The sequence below is a fragment of the Cellulomonas hominis genome, from assembly GCF_014201095.1.
GTDB classification, from domain to species: Bacteria; Actinomycetota; Actinomycetes; order Actinomycetales; family Cellulomonadaceae; genus Cellulomonas; species Cellulomonas hominis.
In genome coordinates this window covers 1541865-1562487 of the sequence record NZ_JACHDN010000001.1, presented here as the reverse complement: position 1 = coordinate 1562487, position 20623 = coordinate 1541865, and the positions used below count along the sequence as shown (strand labels likewise).

The 20623-nt window shown below is 74.4% G+C and carries 20 protein-coding genes; 15 read left to right on the top strand and 5 right to left on the bottom strand.

Annotated features, from left to right (window positions below; genetic code table 11):
* Nucleotides 1-10 precede the first annotated feature (10 nt).
* Nucleotides 11-427 (top strand): MerR family transcriptional regulator, encoded by a 417-nt coding sequence (locus HNR08_RS07395; protein ID WP_146839526.1) that lies wholly within the window; start codon nt 11-13, stop codon nt 425-427.
* A gap of 59 nt (nt 428-486) precedes the next feature.
* Here the strand turns inward: HNR08_RS07395 and HNR08_RS07390 are convergent, their stop codons facing one another.
* The 3 genes from HNR08_RS07390 to HNR08_RS07380 all read right to left on the bottom strand — a co-directional run bounded on the left by HNR08_RS07390 (nt 487) and on the right by HNR08_RS07380 (nt 4087).
* Complete coding sequence (locus HNR08_RS07390) at nt 487-2562, bottom strand: elongation factor G (RefSeq protein ID WP_146839524.1); 2076 nt, start codon at nt 2560-2562, stop codon at nt 487-489.
* A 120-nt stretch (nt 2563-2682) separates the two neighbouring features.
* On the bottom strand, nt 2683-3612 hold the full coding sequence (locus HNR08_RS07385) for an FKBP-type peptidyl-prolyl cis-trans isomerase (RefSeq protein WP_246803126.1): 930 nt from the start codon (nt 3610-3612) through the stop codon (nt 2683-2685).
* 82 nt (nt 3613-3694) lie between these two features.
* Nucleotides 3695-4087, bottom strand: a complete 393-nt coding sequence (locus tag HNR08_RS07380; RefSeq protein WP_146839520.1) for a winged helix-turn-helix transcriptional regulator — start codon at nt 4085-4087, stop codon at nt 3695-3697.
* Between the two features lie 111 nt (nt 4088-4198).
* Here HNR08_RS07380 and HNR08_RS07375 point away from each other — a divergent pair, with 111 nt between their 5' ends.
* From HNR08_RS07375 to HNR08_RS07330, 10 genes are all read left to right on the top strand, one after another.
* Nucleotides 4199-5062: an SDR family oxidoreductase gene (locus tag HNR08_RS07375; protein ID WP_146839518.1), complete on the top strand. Its 864-nt coding sequence runs from the start codon at nt 4199-4201 to the stop codon at nt 5060-5062.
* 69 nt (nt 5063-5131) lie between these two features.
* Nucleotides 5132-6124, top strand: coding sequence for a TIGR03557 family F420-dependent LLM class oxidoreductase (locus HNR08_RS07370; RefSeq protein WP_146839516.1), 993 nt, complete (start codon nt 5132-5134; stop codon nt 6122-6124).
* A 12-nt stretch (nt 6125-6136) separates the two neighbouring features.
* On the top strand, nt 6137-6502 hold the full coding sequence (locus HNR08_RS07365) for a hypothetical protein (protein WP_146839514.1): 366 nt from the start codon (nt 6137-6139) through the stop codon (nt 6500-6502).
* Between the two features lie 113 nt (nt 6503-6615).
* Nucleotides 6616-7743, top strand: a complete 1128-nt coding sequence (locus tag HNR08_RS07360) for a VIT1/CCC1 transporter family protein (protein ID WP_146839512.1) — start codon at nt 6616-6618, stop codon at nt 7741-7743.
* A gap of 68 nt (nt 7744-7811) precedes the next feature.
* On the top strand, nt 7812-8753 hold the full coding sequence (locus tag HNR08_RS07355) for a siderophore-interacting protein (protein ID WP_146839510.1): 942 nt from the start codon (nt 7812-7814) through the stop codon (nt 8751-8753).
* 140 nt (nt 8754-8893) lie between these two features.
* Nucleotides 8894-9082, top strand: coding sequence for a DUF2180 family protein (locus tag HNR08_RS07350; protein WP_183834916.1), 189 nt, complete (start codon nt 8894-8896; stop codon nt 9080-9082).
* Nucleotides 9083-9370: 288 nt separating this feature from the next.
* Nucleotides 9371-9562 (top strand): hypothetical protein, encoded by a 192-nt coding sequence (locus HNR08_RS07345; protein ID WP_146840903.1) that lies wholly within the window; start codon nt 9371-9373, stop codon nt 9560-9562.
* Nucleotides 9563-9981: 419 nt separating this feature from the next.
* A complete protein-coding gene (gene rhaI, locus HNR08_RS07340; RefSeq protein WP_146840902.1) occupies nt 9982-11148 on the top strand; it encodes an L-rhamnose isomerase in 1167 nt (388 codons plus the stop codon).
* 4 nt (nt 11149-11152) lie between these two features.
* On the top strand, nt 11153-12661 hold the full coding sequence (locus tag HNR08_RS07335) for a rhamnulokinase (protein ID WP_183834914.1): 1509 nt from the start codon (nt 11153-11155) through the stop codon (nt 12659-12661).
* Nucleotides 12662-12685: 24 nt separating this feature from the next.
* On the top strand, nt 12686-13510 hold the full coding sequence (locus tag HNR08_RS07330; protein ID WP_146840548.1) for a class II aldolase/adducin family protein: 825 nt from the start codon (nt 12686-12688) through the stop codon (nt 13508-13510).
* Nucleotides 13511-13546: 36 nt separating this feature from the next.
* Here the strand turns inward: HNR08_RS07330 and HNR08_RS07325 are convergent, their stop codons facing one another.
* Nucleotides 13547-14548, bottom strand: a complete 1002-nt coding sequence (locus HNR08_RS07325) for a LacI family DNA-binding transcriptional regulator (protein WP_146840547.1) — start codon at nt 14546-14548, stop codon at nt 13547-13549.
* A gap of 192 nt (nt 14549-14740) precedes the next feature.
* Here HNR08_RS07325 and HNR08_RS07320 point away from each other — a divergent pair, with 192 nt between their 5' ends.
* The 4 genes from HNR08_RS07320 to HNR08_RS07305 all read left to right on the top strand — a co-directional run bounded on the left by HNR08_RS07320 (nt 14741) and on the right by HNR08_RS07305 (nt 19064).
* Entirely contained in the window at nt 14741-16006 is a 1266-nt protein-coding gene (locus tag HNR08_RS07320) for an ABC transporter substrate-binding protein (RefSeq protein WP_146840546.1), read from the top strand.
* Nucleotides 16007-16069: 63 nt separating this feature from the next.
* On the top strand, nt 16070-17002 hold the full coding sequence (locus HNR08_RS07315) for a carbohydrate ABC transporter permease (protein WP_246581789.1): 933 nt from the start codon (nt 16070-16072) through the stop codon (nt 17000-17002).
* Nucleotides 16999-17916, top strand: a complete 918-nt coding sequence (locus tag HNR08_RS07310; RefSeq protein ID WP_146840545.1) for a carbohydrate ABC transporter permease — start codon at nt 16999-17001, stop codon at nt 17914-17916. The genes HNR08_RS07315 and HNR08_RS07310 overlap by 4 nt, the downstream gene beginning before the upstream one ends.
* 50 nt (nt 17917-17966) lie before the next feature.
* The gene (locus HNR08_RS07305; protein WP_246803192.1) at nt 17967-19064 is read left to right on the top strand and encodes a glycoside hydrolase family 172 protein; all 1098 of its coding nucleotides are present in this window, start codon (nt 17967-17969) and stop codon (nt 19062-19064) included.
* A gap of 84 nt (nt 19065-19148) precedes the next feature.
* On the opposite strand, the gene HNR08_RS07300 is transcribed toward HNR08_RS07305, so the two are convergent.
* Entirely contained in the window at nt 19149-20585 is a 1437-nt protein-coding gene (locus HNR08_RS07300) for an MATE family efflux transporter (RefSeq protein WP_146840544.1), read from the bottom strand.
* Between the last annotated feature and the right edge of the window lie 38 nt (nt 20586-20623).

Sequence of the window (20623 nt, the reverse complement as noted above, 5' to 3'; positions counted from 1 at the left end):
TGCTGGGACGGTGACCGACCAGACGCCGACGCGCACGCTCACCATCGCCGAGGCCGCCGCCGCGACCGGGCTCTCCCCGCACACCCTGCGGTACTACGAGCGGGACGGGCTGCTGCTCGACGCCGTCGAGCGGGCGTCGTCGGGCCACCGGCGGTACACGGAGCGCGACCTCGGCTGGCTGCACCTGCTGACGCGGCTGCGGGCGACCGGCATGCCGATCCGGGAGATCCGCGAGTACGCCGACCTCGTCCGGCGGGGCGACGGGACGGAGCCGCAGCGGCTGGCGCTGCTGCAGGCGCACCGGGACGCGGTCCGGGCGCAGCTCGCCGAGGCGGCGGAGCACCTGGCGGCGATCGAGATGAAGATCGACCTGTACGCCGGACGCCTGGGCACGGGCGAGGCCGTGCCGGAGGCGGTCGGGCGCTGACCCGCGCCGGCACCGACCCGCGCGGCGGACCCGGGCGCTGGGCCCGCCGCGCGGGACGCTCAGGCCGGCGCCAGGTGCCCCGGTCGCACCTCGTAGTCCGCCGGTGCCAGCGTCAGCTCCCCGTGCCCGCCGGTGAGCGCCCGCAGGTCGAGCGCGTACCGGACGACCTCCGCCTCGGGGACGACCGCGTCGATCCGGACCCGCCCGTCGTCGGTGGTCGTGGTCGACGTGATGCGCCCGCGCCGGCCCGAGAGGTCGCCGAGCACGTCGCCCTGCACCTCGGTCGGCACGACCACCGTGACGTGCACGGTCGGCTCCAGGAGCACGGTCCCGGCGGCGGCCAGCGCGGCGCGGACGCCGGTCGCGGCGGCGGTGCGGAAGGCCATGTCGGAGGAGTCGACCGCGTGCGACTTGCCGTCGTAGACCTCGACCTGGACGTCCACCACGGGGTGCCCGAGCGGCCCGCCGGCGGCGAGCGCCTCGGCGGCCCCGCGCTCGACGGCCGGCAGGTACGACCGGGGGACGGCCCCGCCGACGACCGAGTCGACGAACGCGAACCCGGACCCGGGCGGCAGCGGCGCGAGCCGGAGCTGCACCACGGCGAACTGCCCGTGACCGCCGGACTGCTTCTTCAGCCGGCCCTCGGCCTCGGCTCCGCGGGCGATGGTCTCCCGGTAGGCGATCCGCACGGGCTCGGTGGTGACGTGCACGCCGAACACCCGCGCGAGCCGGTCGACGGCCACGGCCAGGTGCGCGTCCCCGAGTCCGCGCAGGACGGTCTGGTGCGGCGTGCGGTCCACGCGCAGGGTCGGGTCCTCGGCGGCGAGCCGGGTGAGCGCGGCGGACAGCTTGTCGTCGTCGGCCTGGCTGACCGGAACGAGGGCGATCGCCAGCACCGGGTCGCGGGCGGGTAGCGTCGCGGGCCGCACGGGCTGGGCCTTCGCCGCCAGCAGGCCGCCCGTCGGGGTGCCGGCGAGCTTCGCGACCGCCGCGATCGAGCCCGCCGGGACGGCGTCGACCGGCAGGTGCTCCCGGCCGCGCAGCCGGAACAGGCCGTGCACGCGCTCCTCGGTGCCGGTCGCGGTGCTGACCAGCTTGTCGCCGGTGCGGACCGTGCCCGACAGCACCTTGAACACCGAGACCTGGCCGACGAACGGGTCGGCGACCGTCCGGAACACGTGCAGCACCGTCTCGCCCGCGGGGTCGGCGGGGAGCTCGGTCTCGGCGCCCGCGTCGCCCCCGACCCGCAGCCGGGTGGCCCGGTCGGCGGGGGCCGGCCCGATCTCGCAGACCAGGTCGGCGATCCGGTCGATGCCGACGCCGGTGGCGGCCGACGCGACGAGCACCGGGATCGCCTCGCCCGCGAGCACCTCGCGGGCGAGGGTCCGCTCGAGGTCCGCGGCATCCGGCTCGTCACCGGACAGGTACCGCTCGAGCTGGTCGTCGTCGTGGGCGACGATCTCCTCCGTGACCTCGTCGTGCAGGCGGTGCTCCTCGTCCGCGACGTCCGCGGGCAGGTCGCAGTCGTGGTGCCGGCCGTCGGCCGCGTAGTCGAAGCCGCGGTCGGACAGCACGTCGGCGACGCCGTGCAGCGCCTGCTCCTCCCCGAGCGGGAGCTCCAGCGGGACGACGCCGGCCGGGTCGTGGCCGGTCCGGCGCGCGAGGTCGCGCACCTGGTCGAGCACGCGGTGGAAGTCCGCCCGCGCGCGATCCTCCTGCGAAACGACGACGAGGCGGGGGATCCCCGCCTCGTCGCACCGCCGCCATGCCGCCTCGGTCCCGGACTGGACCCCGTCGACCGCGCTGACCACCACCACCGCGAGGTCCGCGACGGCCAGCGCCGCATCGACCGCGCCGGCGAAGTCCGGCGCCCCGGGTGTGTCCAGCAGGGTGACCCGGTGGGCGCAGCCCTGGCTGCACGTCCAGTCCAGGTCGGCGACGCCGAGCGCCACCGAGGACCCCCGCGCCACCTCCTCGGGCTCGTGGTCGCAGACCGTCGAGCCGTCCTCGACCCGCCCGGCCCGGGGGATCGCCCCGGAGCGCAGCAGCAGGGCCTCGGCGAGTGTCGTCTTGCCGGATCCGCCGTGGCCGACCAGCGCCACGTTCCGGACCGTCGGCGTCGTTGCCGCGTCCATCCAGGTCTCCCGGGTTCGGGGGTCGCAGATGGTCAGGTTAACCACGTCGGTCGCACAGCAGAAGGGACCTCGGCCGCTGGTGCGGCCGAGGTCCCTGTGCTGTGTCGCGGAGCCGGTGCGTCAGGACGCGGCGAGGATGTCCACGACGAAGATCAGCGTGGAGTTCGCCGGGATCGAGCCCGACTCCTGGTCGCCGTAGCCGAGGTCCGGCGGGATGATCAGCAGCACCTGGCTGCCGACCGGCTGGCCCGCGAGGCCCTGCTGCCAGCCCTGGACGACGCCGCTGAGCGGGAAGGTCGACGAGGAGCCGCGCTCCCAGGACGAGTCGAACTGCGTGCCGTCCCACAGCCAGCCCGTGTACTGGACGGTGAGGGTCTGCCCCGCCTCGACCGCCGGGCCGGTGCCCTGGATCAGCGGCTGGACGACGAGCTCGGTCGGCGGGTCGGTGTCGACGGTCTCGATGGACGGGGCGCCGTCCTCGTCGAGGGTGACGGTCGGCAGGCCCTCGGGCAGCGGCGTCACCGCGGTGCCCTCGGCGCGGGTCGGGACGGACTGCGTGCCCATGACCTCGACGGCGAGCAGCAGCGTCGCCTCCTCCAGCGGGTTCGCGAACAGCAGGCGCGCGCCCACCTGCTCGCCGAGGAGCGCGTCGAGCAGCGCCTCCGGCAGGTTCGCCGCGTCGGCGACGTACGACTGCGGGGTGCTGCCGTAGGTGCCGCCCTGCTCGCTGCCGTCCTCGCCGCTGACGGCGGCGATGTTCACGCTGACGAGCTGGCCCTCCTCGACGGTCTCGCCGGTGCCGGGCGTGACGACCCGCGCGACCGGGGCGGACACCGTGAACGGCTGCTCGAACTCCAGGGTCGGCTGCTGGCCGGCCTCGCCGGTGACCGTCACGGCCTCGAGCGCGGCGATGTCCTCGGCGCTCGCGGTCGGGGCGACCGAGGCGGACGCCGACGCGCTGGGGGACGCGGAGTCGTCCGCGTCGTCGGCTCCGCAACCCGCCAGCAGCAGCAGGGACGCGGCGAGGATGGTGGCAGCCGTACGGCGCACGAGCTCGTCCTTCAGTCGGGGGAGGGGTGGCGAAGCGGACATCGTAGGCGCCCGACCTGTGCGCCGGCTGGACGGTCCGTCGTCAGCCCCGGCGGACCATGCCGTCGGCGTGCGCGACGATCCACGACATCAGCGGCAGCAGGTGCGTCGCGAGGTCCCGGCCCAGCGGGGTCAGCGAGTAGTCGACGCGCGGCGGGATCGACGGGGTCGCCTCGCGCAGCACCAGGCCGTCGGACTCCAGCGTGCGGAGCGTGGAGGCGAGCATCTTCTCGCTGATGCCCTCGACCAGCCGGCGCAGCCCGCCCCAGCGCAGGGTCCCCTCCGACAGGGCGACGAGGACGAGGACGCCCCACTTGCTGGTCACGTGGTCGAGCACGATCCGGGACGGGCAGGCCGCGGGCAGGACGCCGTCGGTGAGGAGCTCGCGCAGGACGCCCGACGTGCCCGGCGCGCTGGCCTCGATGCTTACCGTCATGCCAGTACCTTACGCGAAAGTGGGTACCGGCGATCGGGAAGGTAGGCGCACGACCGCCGGTTGCAGGCGGGTGCCGGGGACGTCCCGGCCGATCCGTCGAGAGGAACTCCCATGTCGTACGTCGTCACCGGTGCCACCGGCCACCTCGGTCGCCTCGTCGTCCAGCACCTGCTCGCCGACGGCGTGCCCGCCGCGGACATCGTCGCCACCGGCCGGCGCACCGAGCGGCTCGCGGACCTCGCGGAGCAGGGCGTGCGCGTCGCCGCCGTCGACTACGGCCGCCCGGAGACGATCGCCGCCGCGGTCGAGGGCGCCGACGTCGTCCTGCTGGTCTCCGGCAGCGAGGTCGGGCAGCGCGTCGAGCAGCACCGCGCGGTGATCGAGGCCGCCAAGGGCGCCGGCGTCCGGCGCCTCGTGTACACGTCCGCCCCGCAGGCCGACACGTCGCCGCTCGTGCTGGCGCCCGAGCACAAGGCCACCGAGGAGATCCTGCGTGCGTCCGGCCTGACCTTCACCATCCTGCGCAACGGGTGGTACACGGAGAACTACGTCGGCGACGTGCAGCAGGCCGCCGCCTCGGGCGAGATCGTCGCCGCCGTCGGGGACGGCCGGGTGGCCAGCGCCCCGCGCGACGACTTCGCCGCCGCGGCCGCCGTCGTGCTCCGCACCGAGGGCCACGACGACGCGGTGTACGAGCTGTCCGGCGACGTGGCGTGGGGCTTCGACGACCTCGCCGCCGCCGCGTCCGAGGTGCTGGGGCGCCCCGTGGTGTTCCGGGCCGTGACCTCCGAGGAGCGGCGCGCCGGCCTGCTCGCCGCCGGGCTGGACGAGGGGACCGCCGGGTTCGTCGTCGCGCTCGACGAGAACACCCGCGACGGGCTGCTCGCCGGGACGAGCGGGGACCTGGCGCGCCTGATCGGCCGCCCGACGACCCCGCTGGCGGCCGCGCTCCGCGCCGCCCTCGCGGCGGCCTGACCGCGCGCGGTCGTCCCGCCCGTGGCGCTCCGGATGCCGGGCGCCGCGGGCGGGGTGAGGCTGGGTCGCATGACGCGATTCGGGTACACCCTCATGACCGAGCAGTCCGGCCCGAAGCAGCTCGTCGGGTACGCCGGCGACGCCGAGCGCCTCGGGTTCGACTTCCTCGTGTCCAGCGACCACTACTTCCCGTGGCTGGACGAGCAGGGGCACGCCCCGTACGCCTGGTCGCTGCTCGGTGCGGTCGCCCAGGTGACCTCGCGCGTCGACCTCATGACCTACGTGACCTGCCCGACCGTCCGGTACCACCCGGCCGTCGTCGCGCAGAAGGCCGCCACCCTGGGCGTGCTGTCCGACGGGCGGTTCACGCTCGGGCTCGGGGCGGGGGAGAGCCTCAACGAGCACGTCGTCGGGGAGCGGTGGCCGGCCGTCGGCGAGCGGCACGACATGCTCGAGGAGGCCGTCGAGGTCATCCGGGCGCTGCTCGACGGGGAGCGCCTGACGTTCGACGGCGTGCACTTCCGGGTCGACTCCGCGAAGGTCTGGGACCTGCCGGAGCAGCCGGTGGAGATCGGCGTGGCGGTGTCCGGAGCGCAGTCGATCTCCCGGTTCGCGCCGCTCGCGGACCACCTGATCACCACCGAGCCGGAGGCCGACCTGATCGCGGGCTGGGACCGGGCCCGCGCCGAGGCCGGGGACCTGCCGCGCTCGCGGAAGATCGGGCAGATCCCGATCTCGTGGGACCCGGATGCCGACGCCGCGAAGCAGCGGGCGCACGAGCAGTTCCGCTGGTTCGCCGGCGGGTGGCACGTGAACGCGGACCTGCCGACCACCGAGGCGTTCGCGGCGGCGAGCCAGTACGTCCGCCCCGAGGACGTCGCCGGGACCATCCCGTGCGGGCCGGACCTGGACGCCGTGGTCGAGGCCGTGAGCGCCTACTGGGAGGCCGGCTTCACCGACATCGCCCTGGTGCAGGTGGGTGACGCGGCGCAGCAGCGGTTCCTCGACGAGGCCGCCGGCCCCCTGCTCGAGAAGCTCCGCGCCGCCGCCCCGACTGACTGAGAGGAGCCCGAGATGGCCGTCACCGCGTTCCAGGACCTCCCGCTCGCCGACCGCGACCGCGCGTGGGACGGCGCTGCCGCCGAGGAGCGCGTCCGCGCGTGGGCCGGCGCCGAGGACGACCCGAACGAGCAGTACCGCGACGCCCACGTCTGGTACGACGCCGACGCGAAGCAGAACTTCACCGCCTACAAGCTGCTGATCGCCGACGTGGTGGACGGGAGGCTCGTCGCGGTGCCGCGGGGCGTGTTCGCGGCGGCGGCCGTGATGCAGGGCTCGCGCGGCGGCGTCGACCTGCCCGCGAAGGACGCCGACCGGGTCCGGAGCCACCTGGCGAAGTACTACGCGAAGCTCGACGAGACGCCGCCCTGGGAGGATTGAGCGCCCCGGGCGTCCGCACCCGGTCCAGGGGCCGTGCGGACGGGCCGATTCGGGCTCCCGAATCGGCCCGGAACGCGTGACTCCCGGCTCTGCGGGCCCCACGATGGTGGACCGTGCCTCCCACCGAGACCTCCCCGGGCGCCGTCGCGCCCACCCGCCGGCAGATCCGCCGCTGGCGCCGCTACCTCGCCGACGAGCGCGCCGAGGCCGCCGCCTACCGCGACCTGGCCTCCCGCCGCACCGGCGAGGAGCGGGCGATCCTGCTGGCGCTCGCGGACGCCGAGAAGCGCCACGAGCAGCACTGGCTGGACCTCCTGGGCGACCAGGTCGGGCGGCCCCTGCGCGGCGACTACCGGTCGCGGGTGCTCGGCTGGCTCGCGCGCCGGCTCGGCGGGGTCTTCGTGCTCGCCCTGGCGCAGCGCGCGGAGTCCCGGTCGGCCTACGCGTCCGACGTCGACGCCACCGCGACGATGGCCGCCGACGAGCGGATCCACGAGGAGGTCGTCCGCAGCCTGGCGATGCGCGGGCGCAACCGGATCTCGGGGACGTTCCGCGCGGCGGTGTTCGGGGCGAACGACGGCCTGGTGAGCAACCTCGCGCTGGTGCTCGGCATCGGGGCCTCCGGCGTCGCGACGTCGACCGTCCTGCTCACGGGCCTGGCGGGCCTGCTCGCCGGTGCGCTGTCCATGGGCGCCGGCGAGTACGTGTCCGTGCGGTCGCAGCGCGAGCTGCTCGAGGCGTCGCGGCCGAGCCGGCAGGCCCGCGAGGCGCTGCCGCACCTGGACCTCGACGCGAACGAGCTCGCCCTCGTCTACCGGGCGCGCGGCATGTCCGAGGACGCGGCCCGGGACCGGGCGAGCAGCGTGCTGGCGAACCTGGCGGTGCTGGACGAGCCCGCCGGGGCGCCGCTCGGGGCCGACGAGGCCGACGACGCCGCCCCGGAGGTCGACGAGCACGAGACGGTGGGTTCCGCGGTCGGTGCTGCCGCCGCGAGCTTCTGCTTCTTCGCGACCGGCGCGCTGATCCCCGTGCTGCCGTACCTGCTCGGCATGGAGGGCTGGCCCGCGGTCGCGCTGGCGTCCGGCCTGGTCGGCGTCGCGCTGCTCGGCACCGGGGCGACGGTCGGCGTGCTGTCCGGGTCGAGCCCCGCGAAGCGCGCGCTGCGCCAGCTGGCCATCGGTTTCGGCGCCGCCGCTGCGACCTACCTGCTCGGCCTGGCGTTCGGCACGTCGGCCGCGTGACCGTCCACCCTGTGGGATGTGTCACACAGGGGGTGAGGTAAGCCTTGCCTACGGGTTACGGTGACGGCATGACCGCGTCCACCACCGCACCGGCCGTCACCACGCCGTTCCGGTTCTTCGGCGTCCGGGTCGCGCGCATCGTGGACCTCAGCCCGTCCTTCCGGCGGTTCACGTTCACCGGCCCCGACCTCGACCAGTTCGCGGACAACGGCTACGACCAGCGCATCAAGCTGCTGCTCCCGCTCCCCTGCGGCTACGACTCCGTCCCCCAGGGCGAGCAGTGGTACCTGGAGTGGCGCGACCTGCCCGACGAGCTGCGCCACCCGATCCGCACCTACACCGCCCGCGACGCCCGGAACGACGTCCGCGAGCTCGACGTCGACATCGTGCTGCACGGCGACGCCGGCCCGGCGTCCCGGTGGGCGAACCGCGCGGTCGTCGGGGACGGGCTGGTCGTCCTCGGCCCCAACCGCGAGCACGACGGCCCGGCCGGCGGCATCGACTTCGTCCCGCCCGCGCACGCCGACCGGCTGCTGATCGCCGGCGACGAGACCGCGGCCCCCGCCATCGCGGGCATCCTCCAGCGCCTGCCCCGCGACGCCCGCGGCGAGGCGATCGTCGAGGTCCCCGTCACCGGCGACGCCATCCCCGTCGACGCGCCCGCGGGCGTCACCGTGCGCTGGTTGCCCCGCGACGGCGCCGCGCACGGCTCGCTGCTGGTCCCCGCCGTCCAGGCGGCCTGCGCCCGGCTCATGCCCGGCGAGGCCCCGCTGCCGGACGGCGCCGCGTTGGAGGACGTCGACATCGACCACGGGATCCTCTGGGAGGTGCCGGTCGACCACGCCACCGGGGAGCCGCTCGCGCGGTCCGCGGCGCTCTACGCGTGGCTCGCGGGGGAGGCGGGGGCGATCAAGACGCTCCGCCGGCACCTCGTGGGGTCGTGCGGGGTGGACCGGAAGGCCGTGGCGTTCATGGGGTACTGGCGCGAGGGGCGGGCCGAGGGGGTCTGAGGTCGGGCCGCTCGGCCGCGAACGCGCAGGCAGCCGGGTCCCCGGGACGGTACGCGTCCACGATGAGGACCGCCGCCCCTCGGGCGCGCAGCCGGGTCCTATATTGGAACAGTTCCAATAAGACCGACCTGGGAGATGCGGTGCTCTGCTACGAGGACGCCAAGATCGAGAACACGGTGCCCGCCGTGGCCTTCTGCACGAGCTGTGGGGCGGGCGTGTGCGCCGCGCACGTCCGGGAGGGCGTGATGGCGAACGTGACCACCAACGCCGTCGGCGCCCCGACCGTCGGTCCCGACCGGCGGGTGCTGCGCTGCCTCGCCTGCCACTAGCAGCTGGTGCGCGTCACGGGCCCCCGGTCGCCGATCGGGGGCCCGTGCGCGTCCCGGCCGGGTGGCGAGCATCCGGCCGCGGAGCTCGCCTCCTCCCGCCCGTCTGGCGGCGGAGTTTCCGTCGTCGTCCGACCAGACCGGCTGGGCCCGGTGGGGCATCGAGCGCTTCGAGAGCGCGCTCGACGTCAGCCGGCCCGTCTGCACCGCCCGCGACGACCAGGACCGGCTCGTCGGGATGGGGCGCGTCATCTCCGACGGCGCCCTGCACGCGTTCGTGACCGAGCTGTCGTGGACGGCTCGGGGTGGGGCCCCGGTCTCGGGGGCGAGATCCTGCGCCGCCGGCTCGCGGAGTCGCGGCGGCGCGGGGCGGCGGACGTGCAGCTGTTCGCCGCGCGCCGGCGGGCCGGCTTCTCCCAGCGGAACGGGTTCACGCGCCGCCCCGAGGACACGCCCGGCATGGACGCCACGAGCAGCCGGTAGTCCTCCGGCCGCCGGTGCCTCTGGGCATGAGGGTCCGGGACCGGCTTCGCCACGCTGACCGACCGGGCCGTCAGCCGAGGCTGCCCGCCAGTGCCCGCCCGCGCTCCCTCTCCCGTGCCCGTGCGCCGAGATTGCCGTACCTGCTGCCGTGCGGCGCGCGAACCCCGCATCTGCTGCAACCTCGGCGCACCGCTGCGTCGAGACGGCAGGATCCGCCGGTCCGTGGGGTGCCGGCCCAGTCGGATCCTGCAGTCTCGGCGGGTGCGGGTGCGGGTGCGGGTGCGGGTGCGGGTGCGGGGCGCGCGCCGGGGCTCGGGGGGTGGTGGCAAGGGGAGTGCGGCGGTTGCGGGAGGCTCGCGCGGGTTGACACGGGCGTCACCACGGTGAAACGATTCAGCGCACGACGTCGAAGGAGACCCATGTCTTTCACCCCCGCCCTCAACGAGACCCTCGCCCGGCAGGCGATCGAGCTGCCGTCGTGGGCGTTCGGCAATGCCGGGACGCGGTTCAAGGTGTTCAGCACGCCCGGGACGCCGCGCACGATCCAGGAGAAGCTGGCGGACGCGGCGCAGGTGAATCGACTCACGGGGTTGGCGCCGTCCGTGGCGCTGCACATCCCGTGGGACCTGGTGGACGACTACGGCGCCCTCGCGGCCTACGCCCAGGACCTCGGGGTGCGGTTGGGGACGGTGAACTCGAACACGTTCCAGGACGACGACTACAAGCTCGGGTCCCTGACCCACGTCGACCCGCGCATCCGGCGCAAGGCCATCGACCACCACTTCGCGTGCATCGACGTGATGGACGCCACGGGGTCGCGGGACCTGAAGATCTGGCTGCCGGACGGCACGAACTACCCGGGCCAGGGCGACATCCGGGGCCGGCAGGACCGGCTGGCGGACTCCCTGCAGCAGATCTACGCGCGCCTGGGCGAGCACCAGCGGCTGGTGCTGGAGTACAAGATCTTCGAGCCGTACTTCTACACGATGGACGTCCCGGACTGGGGCACGTCCTACGCCCACGTCACGGCGCTCGGGGAGCGGGCGATGGTGTGCCTGGACACCGGGCACCACGCCCCGTCGACGAACATCGAGTTCATCGTCGCCCAGCTGCTGCGCCTGGGCCGGCTCGGGTCGTTCGACTTCAACTCGAGGTTCTACGCCGACGACGACCTGATCGTGGGGGCGGCCGACCCGTTCCAGCTGTTCCGGATCATCGCCGAGGTCGTGCGCGGCGGCGGCCTGGAGGCCGGGTCCCCGGTGGCGTTCATGCTCGACCAGTGCCACAACATCGAGGACAAGATCCCCGGGCAGATCCGCTCGGTGCTCAACGTCCAGGAGATGACCGCCCGCGCCCTGCTCATCGACCAGGCCGCCCTCCGGGCCGCGCAGGACGCCGGCGACGTCCTGGGCGCCAACGCGATCTACATGGACGCGTTCTACACCGACGTGCGCCCGGCCCTGGCGGACTGGCGCGAGGACCGCGGCCTGCCCCGCGACCCGGTCGCCGCCTACGCCGCCTCCGGCTACGCCGAGCGCATCGCCGCCGACCGCGTCGGCGGCACCCAGGCCGGCTGGGGCGCCTGACCCGATGCCCGCCGAACTCCCGACGATGCTCGCCGTCGACCTCGGCGCCTCCAGCGGCCGGGTGATCGCCGGGCGCCTCGAGCGCGGCCGGCTGCGCACCGAGGAGCTGTCCCGGTTCGCGAACGGCCCGGTCGCCGTGCCGACCCCGACCGGGGAGCGCCTGCACTGGGACGTCCTGTCCCTGTGGGCGGGCATCACGGCGGGGTTCCGCGCCGCGGGCGCCACGGGCGCAGCGGGCGCAGCCGGACCGGTCGCGAGCATCGGGATCGACTCGTGGGCCGTCGACCACGGCCTGCTGGACCCGGACGGCGCCCTGCTCGGCAACCCGGTGCACTACCGGGACGCCCGCACGGCCGGCTGGCCCGAGCGCCTGACGGCCGCGCTCCCGGCGCCCGAGCACTACGCCACCACCGGCACCCAGGTGCAGCCGTTCAACACGGTGTACCAGCTCGCAGCGGCGGCGGGCGACGCCCAGCTCGCGGCAGCCGAGCGGCTGCTCATGATCCCGGACCTGCTCGGCGCCTGGCTCACGGGCCGGCACGTCACCGAGCTCACCAACGCGTCCACCACCGGCCTCCTCGACGTCCGCAGCGGGACCTGGAGCCCGCGGGTGCTCGACGCCGTCCGCGCGGCCACCGGCCGCGACGTGGCGCGGCTGCTCGCTCCGGTCGTCCCCCCGGCGACGGTCGTCGGGGGCCTCCTGCCGCACGTGGAAGCCGAGCTCGGCCTCCCCGGCACGCGGCTCGTCGCGGTCGGCTCGCACGACACCGCCTCGGCCGTGGCCGCGGTGCCGATGGCGGGCGACGCCGCGTACGTGTCGTCGGGCACGTGGTCGCTGGTCGGCCTCGAGCTCGACGAGCCCGTCCTCACCGAGGACAGCCGGGCGGCGAACTTCACGAACGAGCTCGGCGTCGACGGCACCGTCCGGTACCTGCGGAACGTCGCGGGCCTGTGGCTGCTGCAGGAGAGCATGCGGACCTGGGCCGACCGGGGCGACCCGCGGGACGTCGCGGACCTCGTGGCGGCCGCCGCGGACGTCCCGGCGCTGCGGACCGTGGTCGACGTCGACGACCCGGTGTTCGCACCGCCGGGGGACATGCCCGCGCGGATCGCGGACGCCGCGCGCCGGACGGGCCAGCCCGTCCCCGAGGACCCGGCGGCGGTCACCCGCTGCATCCTCGACTCGCTCGCCCTGGCCTACCGCCGGGCCATCCGCACGGCCTCGACGCTCACGGGGCGATCGGTCGAGGTCGTGCACGTCGTCGGCGGCGGGTGCCGGAACGCCCTGCTCTGCCGGCTCACCGCCGACGCCACCGGGCTGCCGGTGGTGGCGGGACCGGTCGAGGGGACGGCGATGGGGAACCTGCTGACGCAGGCGCTCGCCCTCGGCCAGATCGACGGCGGGCTGACCGCGGTGCGCGAGGTCGTGCGCGCGTCGGTCGACCTCGTCCGCTACGACCCGACGGGTCCGGACCTCGCCTGGCAACGGGCCGAGGACCGGCTCCGGCCCTGATCCACCCACCGAGAAGGACACGCCATGCCCCTGCACGAACCGTTCCCCGAGCTCGACGAGCTGCTGGCCGCCATGGGCGAGGCCGGCTCGCGCATCTGCGACATCGACGCCTCCGAGGCCGGCGCCGGGAACATCTCGGTCTACATCGGCTGGGACGTCGAGCTGCGCCGCCGGTTCCCGATCACCGAGGAGATCACGCTTCCCCTCGCGGCCCCGGCGCTCGCCGGGAAGACCGTCCTCGCGACCGGGTCCGGCCGCCGGCTGCGGCAGCTCAAGGACGACCCGGAGGCCGCGATCGGCGCGGTCCGCGTCCGCGAGGGCGGCACGACCGCGACGCTGTACACGTCCCCACGCCGCCTGTTCGAGCGCCTGACCTCGGAGTTCAACTCGCACCTCGCGGTGCACCAGGACCAGGTCGCCCGCCGGGGCATCGACTTCCAGGCGGTCGTGCACGCCCAGCCGCCGCACCTGACGTACCTGTCGCACATCCCGGCCTACCGGGACACGAAGGCGATGAACGCGGCGATCCTGCGCTGGGAGCCGGAGTCGATCGTGTCGCTGTCCCAGGGCATCGAGGTGCTGGAGTTCATGATCCCGGGCTCCGACGAGCTCCAGGCCGCGAACGTCGCGGGGCTGCGGGAGCGGGAGATCGTGCTGTGGTCGAAGCACGGCACGATGTCGCGCTCGGACTTCTCGGTCACCCGGGCCGTTGACCGCGTCGAGTACGCGGAGACCGGAGCGAAGTACGAGTACATGGACCTGGTCGCGGGGCGGCAGGCGCAGGGCCTGACCCGCGAGGAGATCACGGCGGTCGCGAACGAGTTCGACATCGACTCGCCCTGGGCCTGACGGGCCCGGACCGGAGGGGTCCCGGCGGCGCGCGCCTCAGCCCGCCGGGATCTCCCCCGACCCCCGGGGGATCAGCGTCGTCCGCAGCCGCACGCCCTCGACCACCTCGTCCGGCCGCGCGAGCTGGTCGAGCAGCAGCCGCGCCGCGCTGCGCCCCACGGCGACGGGGTCCTGCGCCACCACGGTGAGCCCGGGCTCCACGAGGTCGGCGAGCTCCACGTCGTCGAACCCGACGAGCGCCACCCGGCGCTGCGCCCCCGCGTGGTGCAGCGCGCGCAGGGCCCCGATCGTCGTGCCGTCGCGCCCGGTGACGACGGCGGTCGGCGGCTGCGGCAGGTCGAGCAGCCGCAGCACGGTCGCGTACGCGGCCTCGGGCGTCTCGACGTCGGTGCGCACGACGGCCGGGTCCGCGTCGAGCCCGTGCACCCGCAGGCCGTCGAGGAACCCGGCGTGCCGCTCCCGCATGGTGGCGGAGCGCAGGTCGGTGACGTAGGCGATCCGCCGGTGGCCGTGCGCCACGAGGTGCGAGACCGCCTCCTGCGTCCCGGCGCGGCCGTCGGACAGCACGGCGGGCGCGGCGATGCCGTCCGCGGGCCGGTCCACGAGGACCACCGGGATGCCCTGCCGGCGCGCGACGGCCAGGTAGGACTGGTCGCCCGGCGGCGGGGCGACGACGAGCCCGTCGACCTGCCGCGACCGGAGCTCCTGGACGAGCTCCGCCATCCGCTGCGGGTCCTCGTCGGTGCTGGCGGCCAGGACGAGGGAGCCGCGCGCCCGCACCGCGTCCTCGATCTCGCGGTGCAGCTGCGCCTGGAACGGGTTGGCCACGTTCTCGATCACGAGGCCGACCGTCCACGTGGGGCCGCCGCGCCGCCGCAGCGTGGAGGCGGCGTGGTTCCGGGTGTAGCCGAGGGTCGTCACGGCGTCGTGCACGCGCGCCGCGGCGTCGGCGCCGACGTTGCCCGTGCCGTTCACGACGCGCGACGCCGTCATGGGGCTGACACCGGCCAGTCGCGCCACGTCCTTGATAGTCGCCACCGCTGCTCCCTCGCTGGTCAAAGGTCACGTTACCAAGTCGCAACAGAATCCGGGAGAACTTCCTGCTAGACGCGTCACGAACCCGGAGGTAGCGTTACCACCGCAGCGGTCCGGGTCACGGCGGGCGGCGGCAGCTCAGCACAGTCAGCGACGACTTGGGAGGAAGCTGTGACGCGAACGAGGCTCCGGGCGGTGGCCACCGCGGCCGTGACGGTCCTGGCGGGCGGGGCGCTCGCCGCCTGCGGCGGCGGGTCGGGCGGCGACGACTCGACCTTCACGATCCTGCAGTACGAGACGACGTCCACCGCGCAGTACAAGGGCTGGCAGGTCGCCCTCGAGATGTTCCGCGAGGCGCACCCCGACGTCGACGTCGAGTTCGCCACGACGAGCTTCGACTCGATCCGGTCCAACGCGAAGATCCTGCTGACCGGCGACGACGTCCCGGACGTGATGCTGGTCAACACCGGCAACGCCGACGGCGGCCAGCTCGCCGCGCAGGGGCTGCTCGACCCGCTGACCGACGTGGTCGAGGAGAACGGCTGGGACGAGGACATCACCGGCTCGGTCGCCGCGCTCGCGAAGTACGACGAGAACGGCCACGCGGGCTCCGGCGACTGGTACGGCGTGCCGAACGTGGCGTCGTTCTTCACGTTCTTCTACAACGCCGACATGCTCGCCGAGCACGGCTACGACGCCCCGCCGGCGACGATGGCCGAGCTCGAGGAGATGTTCGACGCGTTCCTCGCGGACGGCATCACCCCGGTGTCCAGCAACGCCGGGGAGCACGCGGTGCTCCAGACCTGGTGGCAGCTCATCTCCGCGCAGGCGGACCGCCAGGAGGTCGACGACTTCATCTTCCTGCAGGGCGAGCCCGACGTGACGTCCGGTGCGTTCGAGGCCGGCACCACGCAGCTCCAGGACTGGATCGAGAAGGGCTACCTCGGCTCCCAGCTCGCCGGCATCAAGGCCGACGAGATGGAGCGCGCGTTCATCGCCGGGGAGTTCCCGTTCATGGCGCAGGGCACGTGGTCGTTCAGCCGGGTCGCCGAGGAGGCGGACTTCGCGTGGGGCACCTTCGCGTTCCCGGAGTCGTCGCTGAACGCCGGCGCGTCCGGCCACCTGTGGAGCGTCCCGGCGAACTCGGCGAACAAGGAGCTCGCCTACGACTGGATCGCCACGACCCTGTCGCCCGAGGTCCAGAACGCGATCGCCTCGGAGGGCGGCATCCCGGTCGCCGGCGACACCGCCGCGATCGAGGACCCGAAGATGCGCGAGCTCAACGAGCAGTTCGACCAGATCAAGGCCGCCGACGCCCTGTCGTTCTACCCGGACTACCCGGTGCCGGGCCTGCTCGACTTCCAGATGAGCGAGCTCCAGGCGATGACGAACGGGTCCACCGACGCCGCGTCCTTCCTGGCCGGGCTGCAGGACTTCTACGACTCCGGCAAGGACTCCTGAGCCGCAGGGCCCGGGCCGGACGACCCCGGCCCGGGCCCGCCCCCACCCCGGGAGACACACCCCATGACAGCCACCACCCCCGCGCGCCCGGCGTCGCCCGTGCGCACCCGCCGGCCCGTCAGCTACTGGGCCTACCTGATCCCCATGGGCGTCGGGTTCGGCGCCGTCGTCCTCGTCCCGTTCGTCATGAACCTCTGGTACAGCTTCTTCAGCTGGAAGGGCGGGCTGGCGCCGCGGACCTGGGTCGGCCTCGACAACTACCGCGAGCTGATGCAGGACGACGTGTTCTGGCGCTCGTTCGGCAACACGCTCTACCTGATCGGCGCGGTGGCGGTCGTCCCGACGATCATCGGCCTCGTCCTCGCCGCCCTGCTGTTCGACCACGTCGGCCGGAGCTTCGGCTCCCGCGCGGCGTCGGTGCTCCGCGCGAGCTACTACCTGCCGCAGATCCTGCCGATCGCCGTCGCCGGCGTCGTGTGGAGCTGGATCCTCGAGACCCGCGACGGCGCGCTCAACTCGGTGCTCCGGTCGCTCGGCGTCACGACGCTGCCGGACTGGCTCGGCGACCCGTCGATCGCGCTGTGGTCGATCATGCTCATGCTCGTCTGGCTGCAGATCGGCTACCCGGTCGTGGTCTTCATGTCGGCGCTCCAGCGGGTCGACCCCGAGCTGTACGAGGCGGCCGAGCTCGACGGCGCCGGCTGGTGGCGGCGGTTCCGTGCGATCACCGTGCCGCACATCCGCACCGACATCTACGTGGTCGTGCTCACCGCGACGATCGGCGCGATGAAGCTGTTCGCCCCCGTGCTCATCCTCACCAAGGGCGGCCCCGAGAGCTCGACCTACGTGCCGTCGTTCTTCTCGTACCGGAACTTCTTCGAGCTGTCCCGGGTCGGCTACGGCGCCGCCTCGGCGACGGTGCTCGCGGTGGTCATCGGCCTGGTCGCCGGCGGCCTCATCTTCTGGCAGGCGCGTTCCGTGGAGGCCGACCGATGACGACGACGACCGCCCCCGCCCCCGTGCGGCACCCGGAGCCCGACCCGGCCCGCGGCCGCCGGCGCCGCTCGCGCGACCGCCGCGCCTCCGTGCTGCTGCTCGGGCAGCGCTGGCTCGTGCTGCTCGTCGCCGCGCTGGTCGGCGTCGTGATGCTGCTGCCCTTCTACCTGCTGGTGACGAACGCGTTCAAGACCGGTGCCGACTACTCGCGCCGCGGGCCCCTGGCCCTGCCGGAGGAGTGGTCGCTGACGGCGTTCGAGCGCTACCTGTCCAGCGTCGACTACCCGCAGCTCCTCGGGAACTCCGTGCTGATCGCCGGCGTCGTCGCGGTGCTCGGCGTGGCCCTCGCGATGCTCAGCGCCTACGCCCTCGGCGTCGGGCGCGTGCGCGGCCGCACCTGGGTGGTGTTCCTGCTGCTGCTCGCGACGATCCTGCCGCAGGAGGCGCTGATCTACCCGCTGTTCTCCGGCGCGCAGGCGCTCGGGCTGCAGAACTCGGTGTGGTCCGTCGTCATCATCTTCGTGGTGCTGCAGGCGGCGTTCGGCACCTACCTGCTCGGCTCGGTGCTCGGCACGTTCCCGCACGAGATGCTCGAGGCCGCCCGCGTCGACGGGGCGAACCGGTGGGTCGTGCTCACCCGGATCGTCGCGCCGATCATGCGGCCCACGATGTCGGTGCTGCTGGTGTTCTTCTTCGTCTGGACGTGGAACGAGTTCTTCATCCCGATGATCATGCTGATCACGCCGAAGTCCCAGACGATCCCCATCGCGCTGGCCGCCCTCAAGGGGCAGAACACCCTCGACGTCACCCAGCTCGCCGCCGCGTCCCTGCTGTCGCTGCTGCCGACGCTCGTCTTCTTCTTCCTGTTCCAGCGCACCCTCACCCGCGGCGTCACCGCCGGGGCCGTGAAGTGACCGCCGGACCCGCCCTCCGTCCCCCGAACCCGACCCCCAGGAGCTCCGCCGTGCCGATCGCCATGCCCGCCTACGCCGTCCTCGACGGGACCCGCACCCGGTCCGTGAGCGCCGAGAACCCCACCGGTGCCGCGGGCGCCGGCGGGACCGAGGCGTCCCGGCTGGGCCCGGGGCGCAAGGGCCGGCCGTGCGTGCCGGTGCCGGCGGGGGAGACGGTGACGATCGCGGACGTCGAGGGCCCGGGCGTCATCCGGCACATCTGGTTCACCCTGCCGCGGCAGACCGAGGCCGGGCCGTACGTGCTCCGCGACCTCGTGCTCCGCATGACGTGGGACGACGCGGCGGAGCCGGCCGTCGAGGTGCCGTTCGGGGACTTCTTCTGCAGCGGCTTCGGCGAGGCGTCGGTCCTGACGTCGGAGGCCGTGGTCGTCGCGCCGAACGGCGGGTTCAACTGCTACCTGCCGATGCCGTTCCGGCGCCGGGCGCGCATCGAGCTCGTCAACGAGCACGGCGGGGACATCCCGTACGTCTTCTACCAGGTGTCCTACTCGCTGGACGACGACCTGGGCGACGACGTCGGCTACCTGCACGCCACCTGGCGGCGGTCGGACCCGGCCGCCCCGCGCGGCACGGACCACGTCGTCCTCGACGGCGTCGCCGGCCGCGGCGCGTACGTCGGGACCTACATCGGGGTCACCGCCCTGGAGCGGTACTGGTGGGGCGAGGGCGAGATGAAGTTCTTCATCGACGACGACGGGGACCTGCCGACGATCTGCGGCACCGGCGTGGAGGACTACGTCGGCGGCGCGTGGGCGTTCCAGGACCACCTCGGGGCCGTCCCGGTGCCGCGGTCGCAGCCGTTCAGCACCGCGTACCTCGGCTACCACCAGCGGATCGTCGAGGACGCCACGGCGATCTCCCCGTACGACACGACGATGCCGCCGAGCCACGGGATGTACCGCTGGCACCTGCCCGACCCCATCCGGTTCGCCACCGGCCTGCGCGTCACCCTGCAGCAGATCGGCGACCGGGGCGGGTACCTGTTCGAGCGCGCGGACGACGTCTGCACGACGGCGTTCTGGTACCAGGACGCCCCCGGCGGCGTCCGCGAGCCGCTGCCGCCGGCTCCGCTGCGCGAGCCGCGCTGACGCACGGCGCGCCGAGGACCCGCGCCGGACGCGGCGCGGAGCGTGCCCGGGGTCCCCCGTGACGGGCCCCGGGCACGCGGGCGCTCAGGCCTCGGCGGCGGCGAGCGCCTGCTCGGCCCGCTCCGGGCTGCCCCCGTCGAGCCCGCGGTCGATCGCGCGCCGGTTCGCGAGCCACAGCACCGCGCCCGCCGCGAGCACCGCGACCTCGGTCGCCGTGAGGGCCCAGATGATGCCCGGCAGCCCGAACCAGCGGTTCGCCAGGAGGACGACCGGCACGAACAGCACCCCCTGCGTGAGGGACATGATCGTCGCGGCGAGGGCACGGCCGGTCGCCTGGAACAGCGAGGTGAGCAGGCCGGTGAAGCCGTTCGCGATCATCGCGGTGAGCTGCGCCGCGAGGATCGTGACGCCGACCGCGAGCACGGCGCGGTCGGTGAGGAAGACGGCGAGCACCTGGTCGCGCAGGACGAGCACGACCACGGAGAACAGCACCGCCACCCCGCCGACGGCGATGCCCGAGGTCCGCAGCGCGGCCGTGAGCCGGGCGCGGTCGCCCTTGCCGTAGGCGTAGGCGAGCAGCGGCAGGACCCCGAGCGTCACCCCCATCACCAGGAACTCCGGCACCTGCGCGATCCGGACCGCCACGCCCATCGCGGCGAGCGGGCCGTCGCCGTACGCGGCCGCGAGGTTGTTGAGCACGAGCGCGGTGACGACGAGGAAGGCGGACTGCAGCAGCGTGCCCACCCCGACGCCGAGGACGGGACGCACGACCGCGGGTGCCAGCGTGAACCAGCGCGGCGCGAGGCTCATCTGCGCGCTGTGCCGCGTCAGCCACGTGGCGAAGTACCCGACGGTGACGAGGTTGGCGAGGCCCACCGCGAGCGCGGCGCCGGCGACCCCCCAGCGCAGCACGAGGATGAACAGGACGTCCAGCAGCACGTTCGCGACGGTCGACCCGATGAGCCCGACCATGACCTGCCGCGCGGCCCCCTCGGCGCGCACGAGCTGCTCGAGGCAGACCGCCGCGGCGAGCACGGGCAGGAACCCCAGCAGGACGGCGACGAACGTGGTGGTCGCGGGCCGTGCCGCGGCGTCCGCACCGAGCAGCCCGACGAGCGGCCGGAGCAGCGCGAGGCCGGTGCCTCCGACGAGGGCGCCGACGCCGACGGCGCCCCAGAGCGCGAACGCGGAGACCCGGCGGATCCCGTCCGCCCGGCCCGGGTCGCGCTCCGCCGCTCCGAGCAGCCGCGAGACGAGGGCGCCGCCGCCGACGCCGAACACGTTGCCGACCGCCATCACCAGGGCGAGCACGGGTGACGCGAGGGTCACGGCGGCGAGCAGGGCGTCGTCGTGCAGCGAGCCGATGAAGCCGGCGTTGACGACGTTGTAGACGGCGCCGACGATCATCGCGGCGGCCATCGGCACGCACAGGTGCACGAGGGCGCTGACGACAGGCGCGGAGGACAGGTACCAGCGGTCGGTGCCGACGGCGTCGGCGGGCGGGGTGGTCGTGGTGGACATGGCTGCTCCGTTCCAGGGCAGGGCGAAGCGCGCGGCGG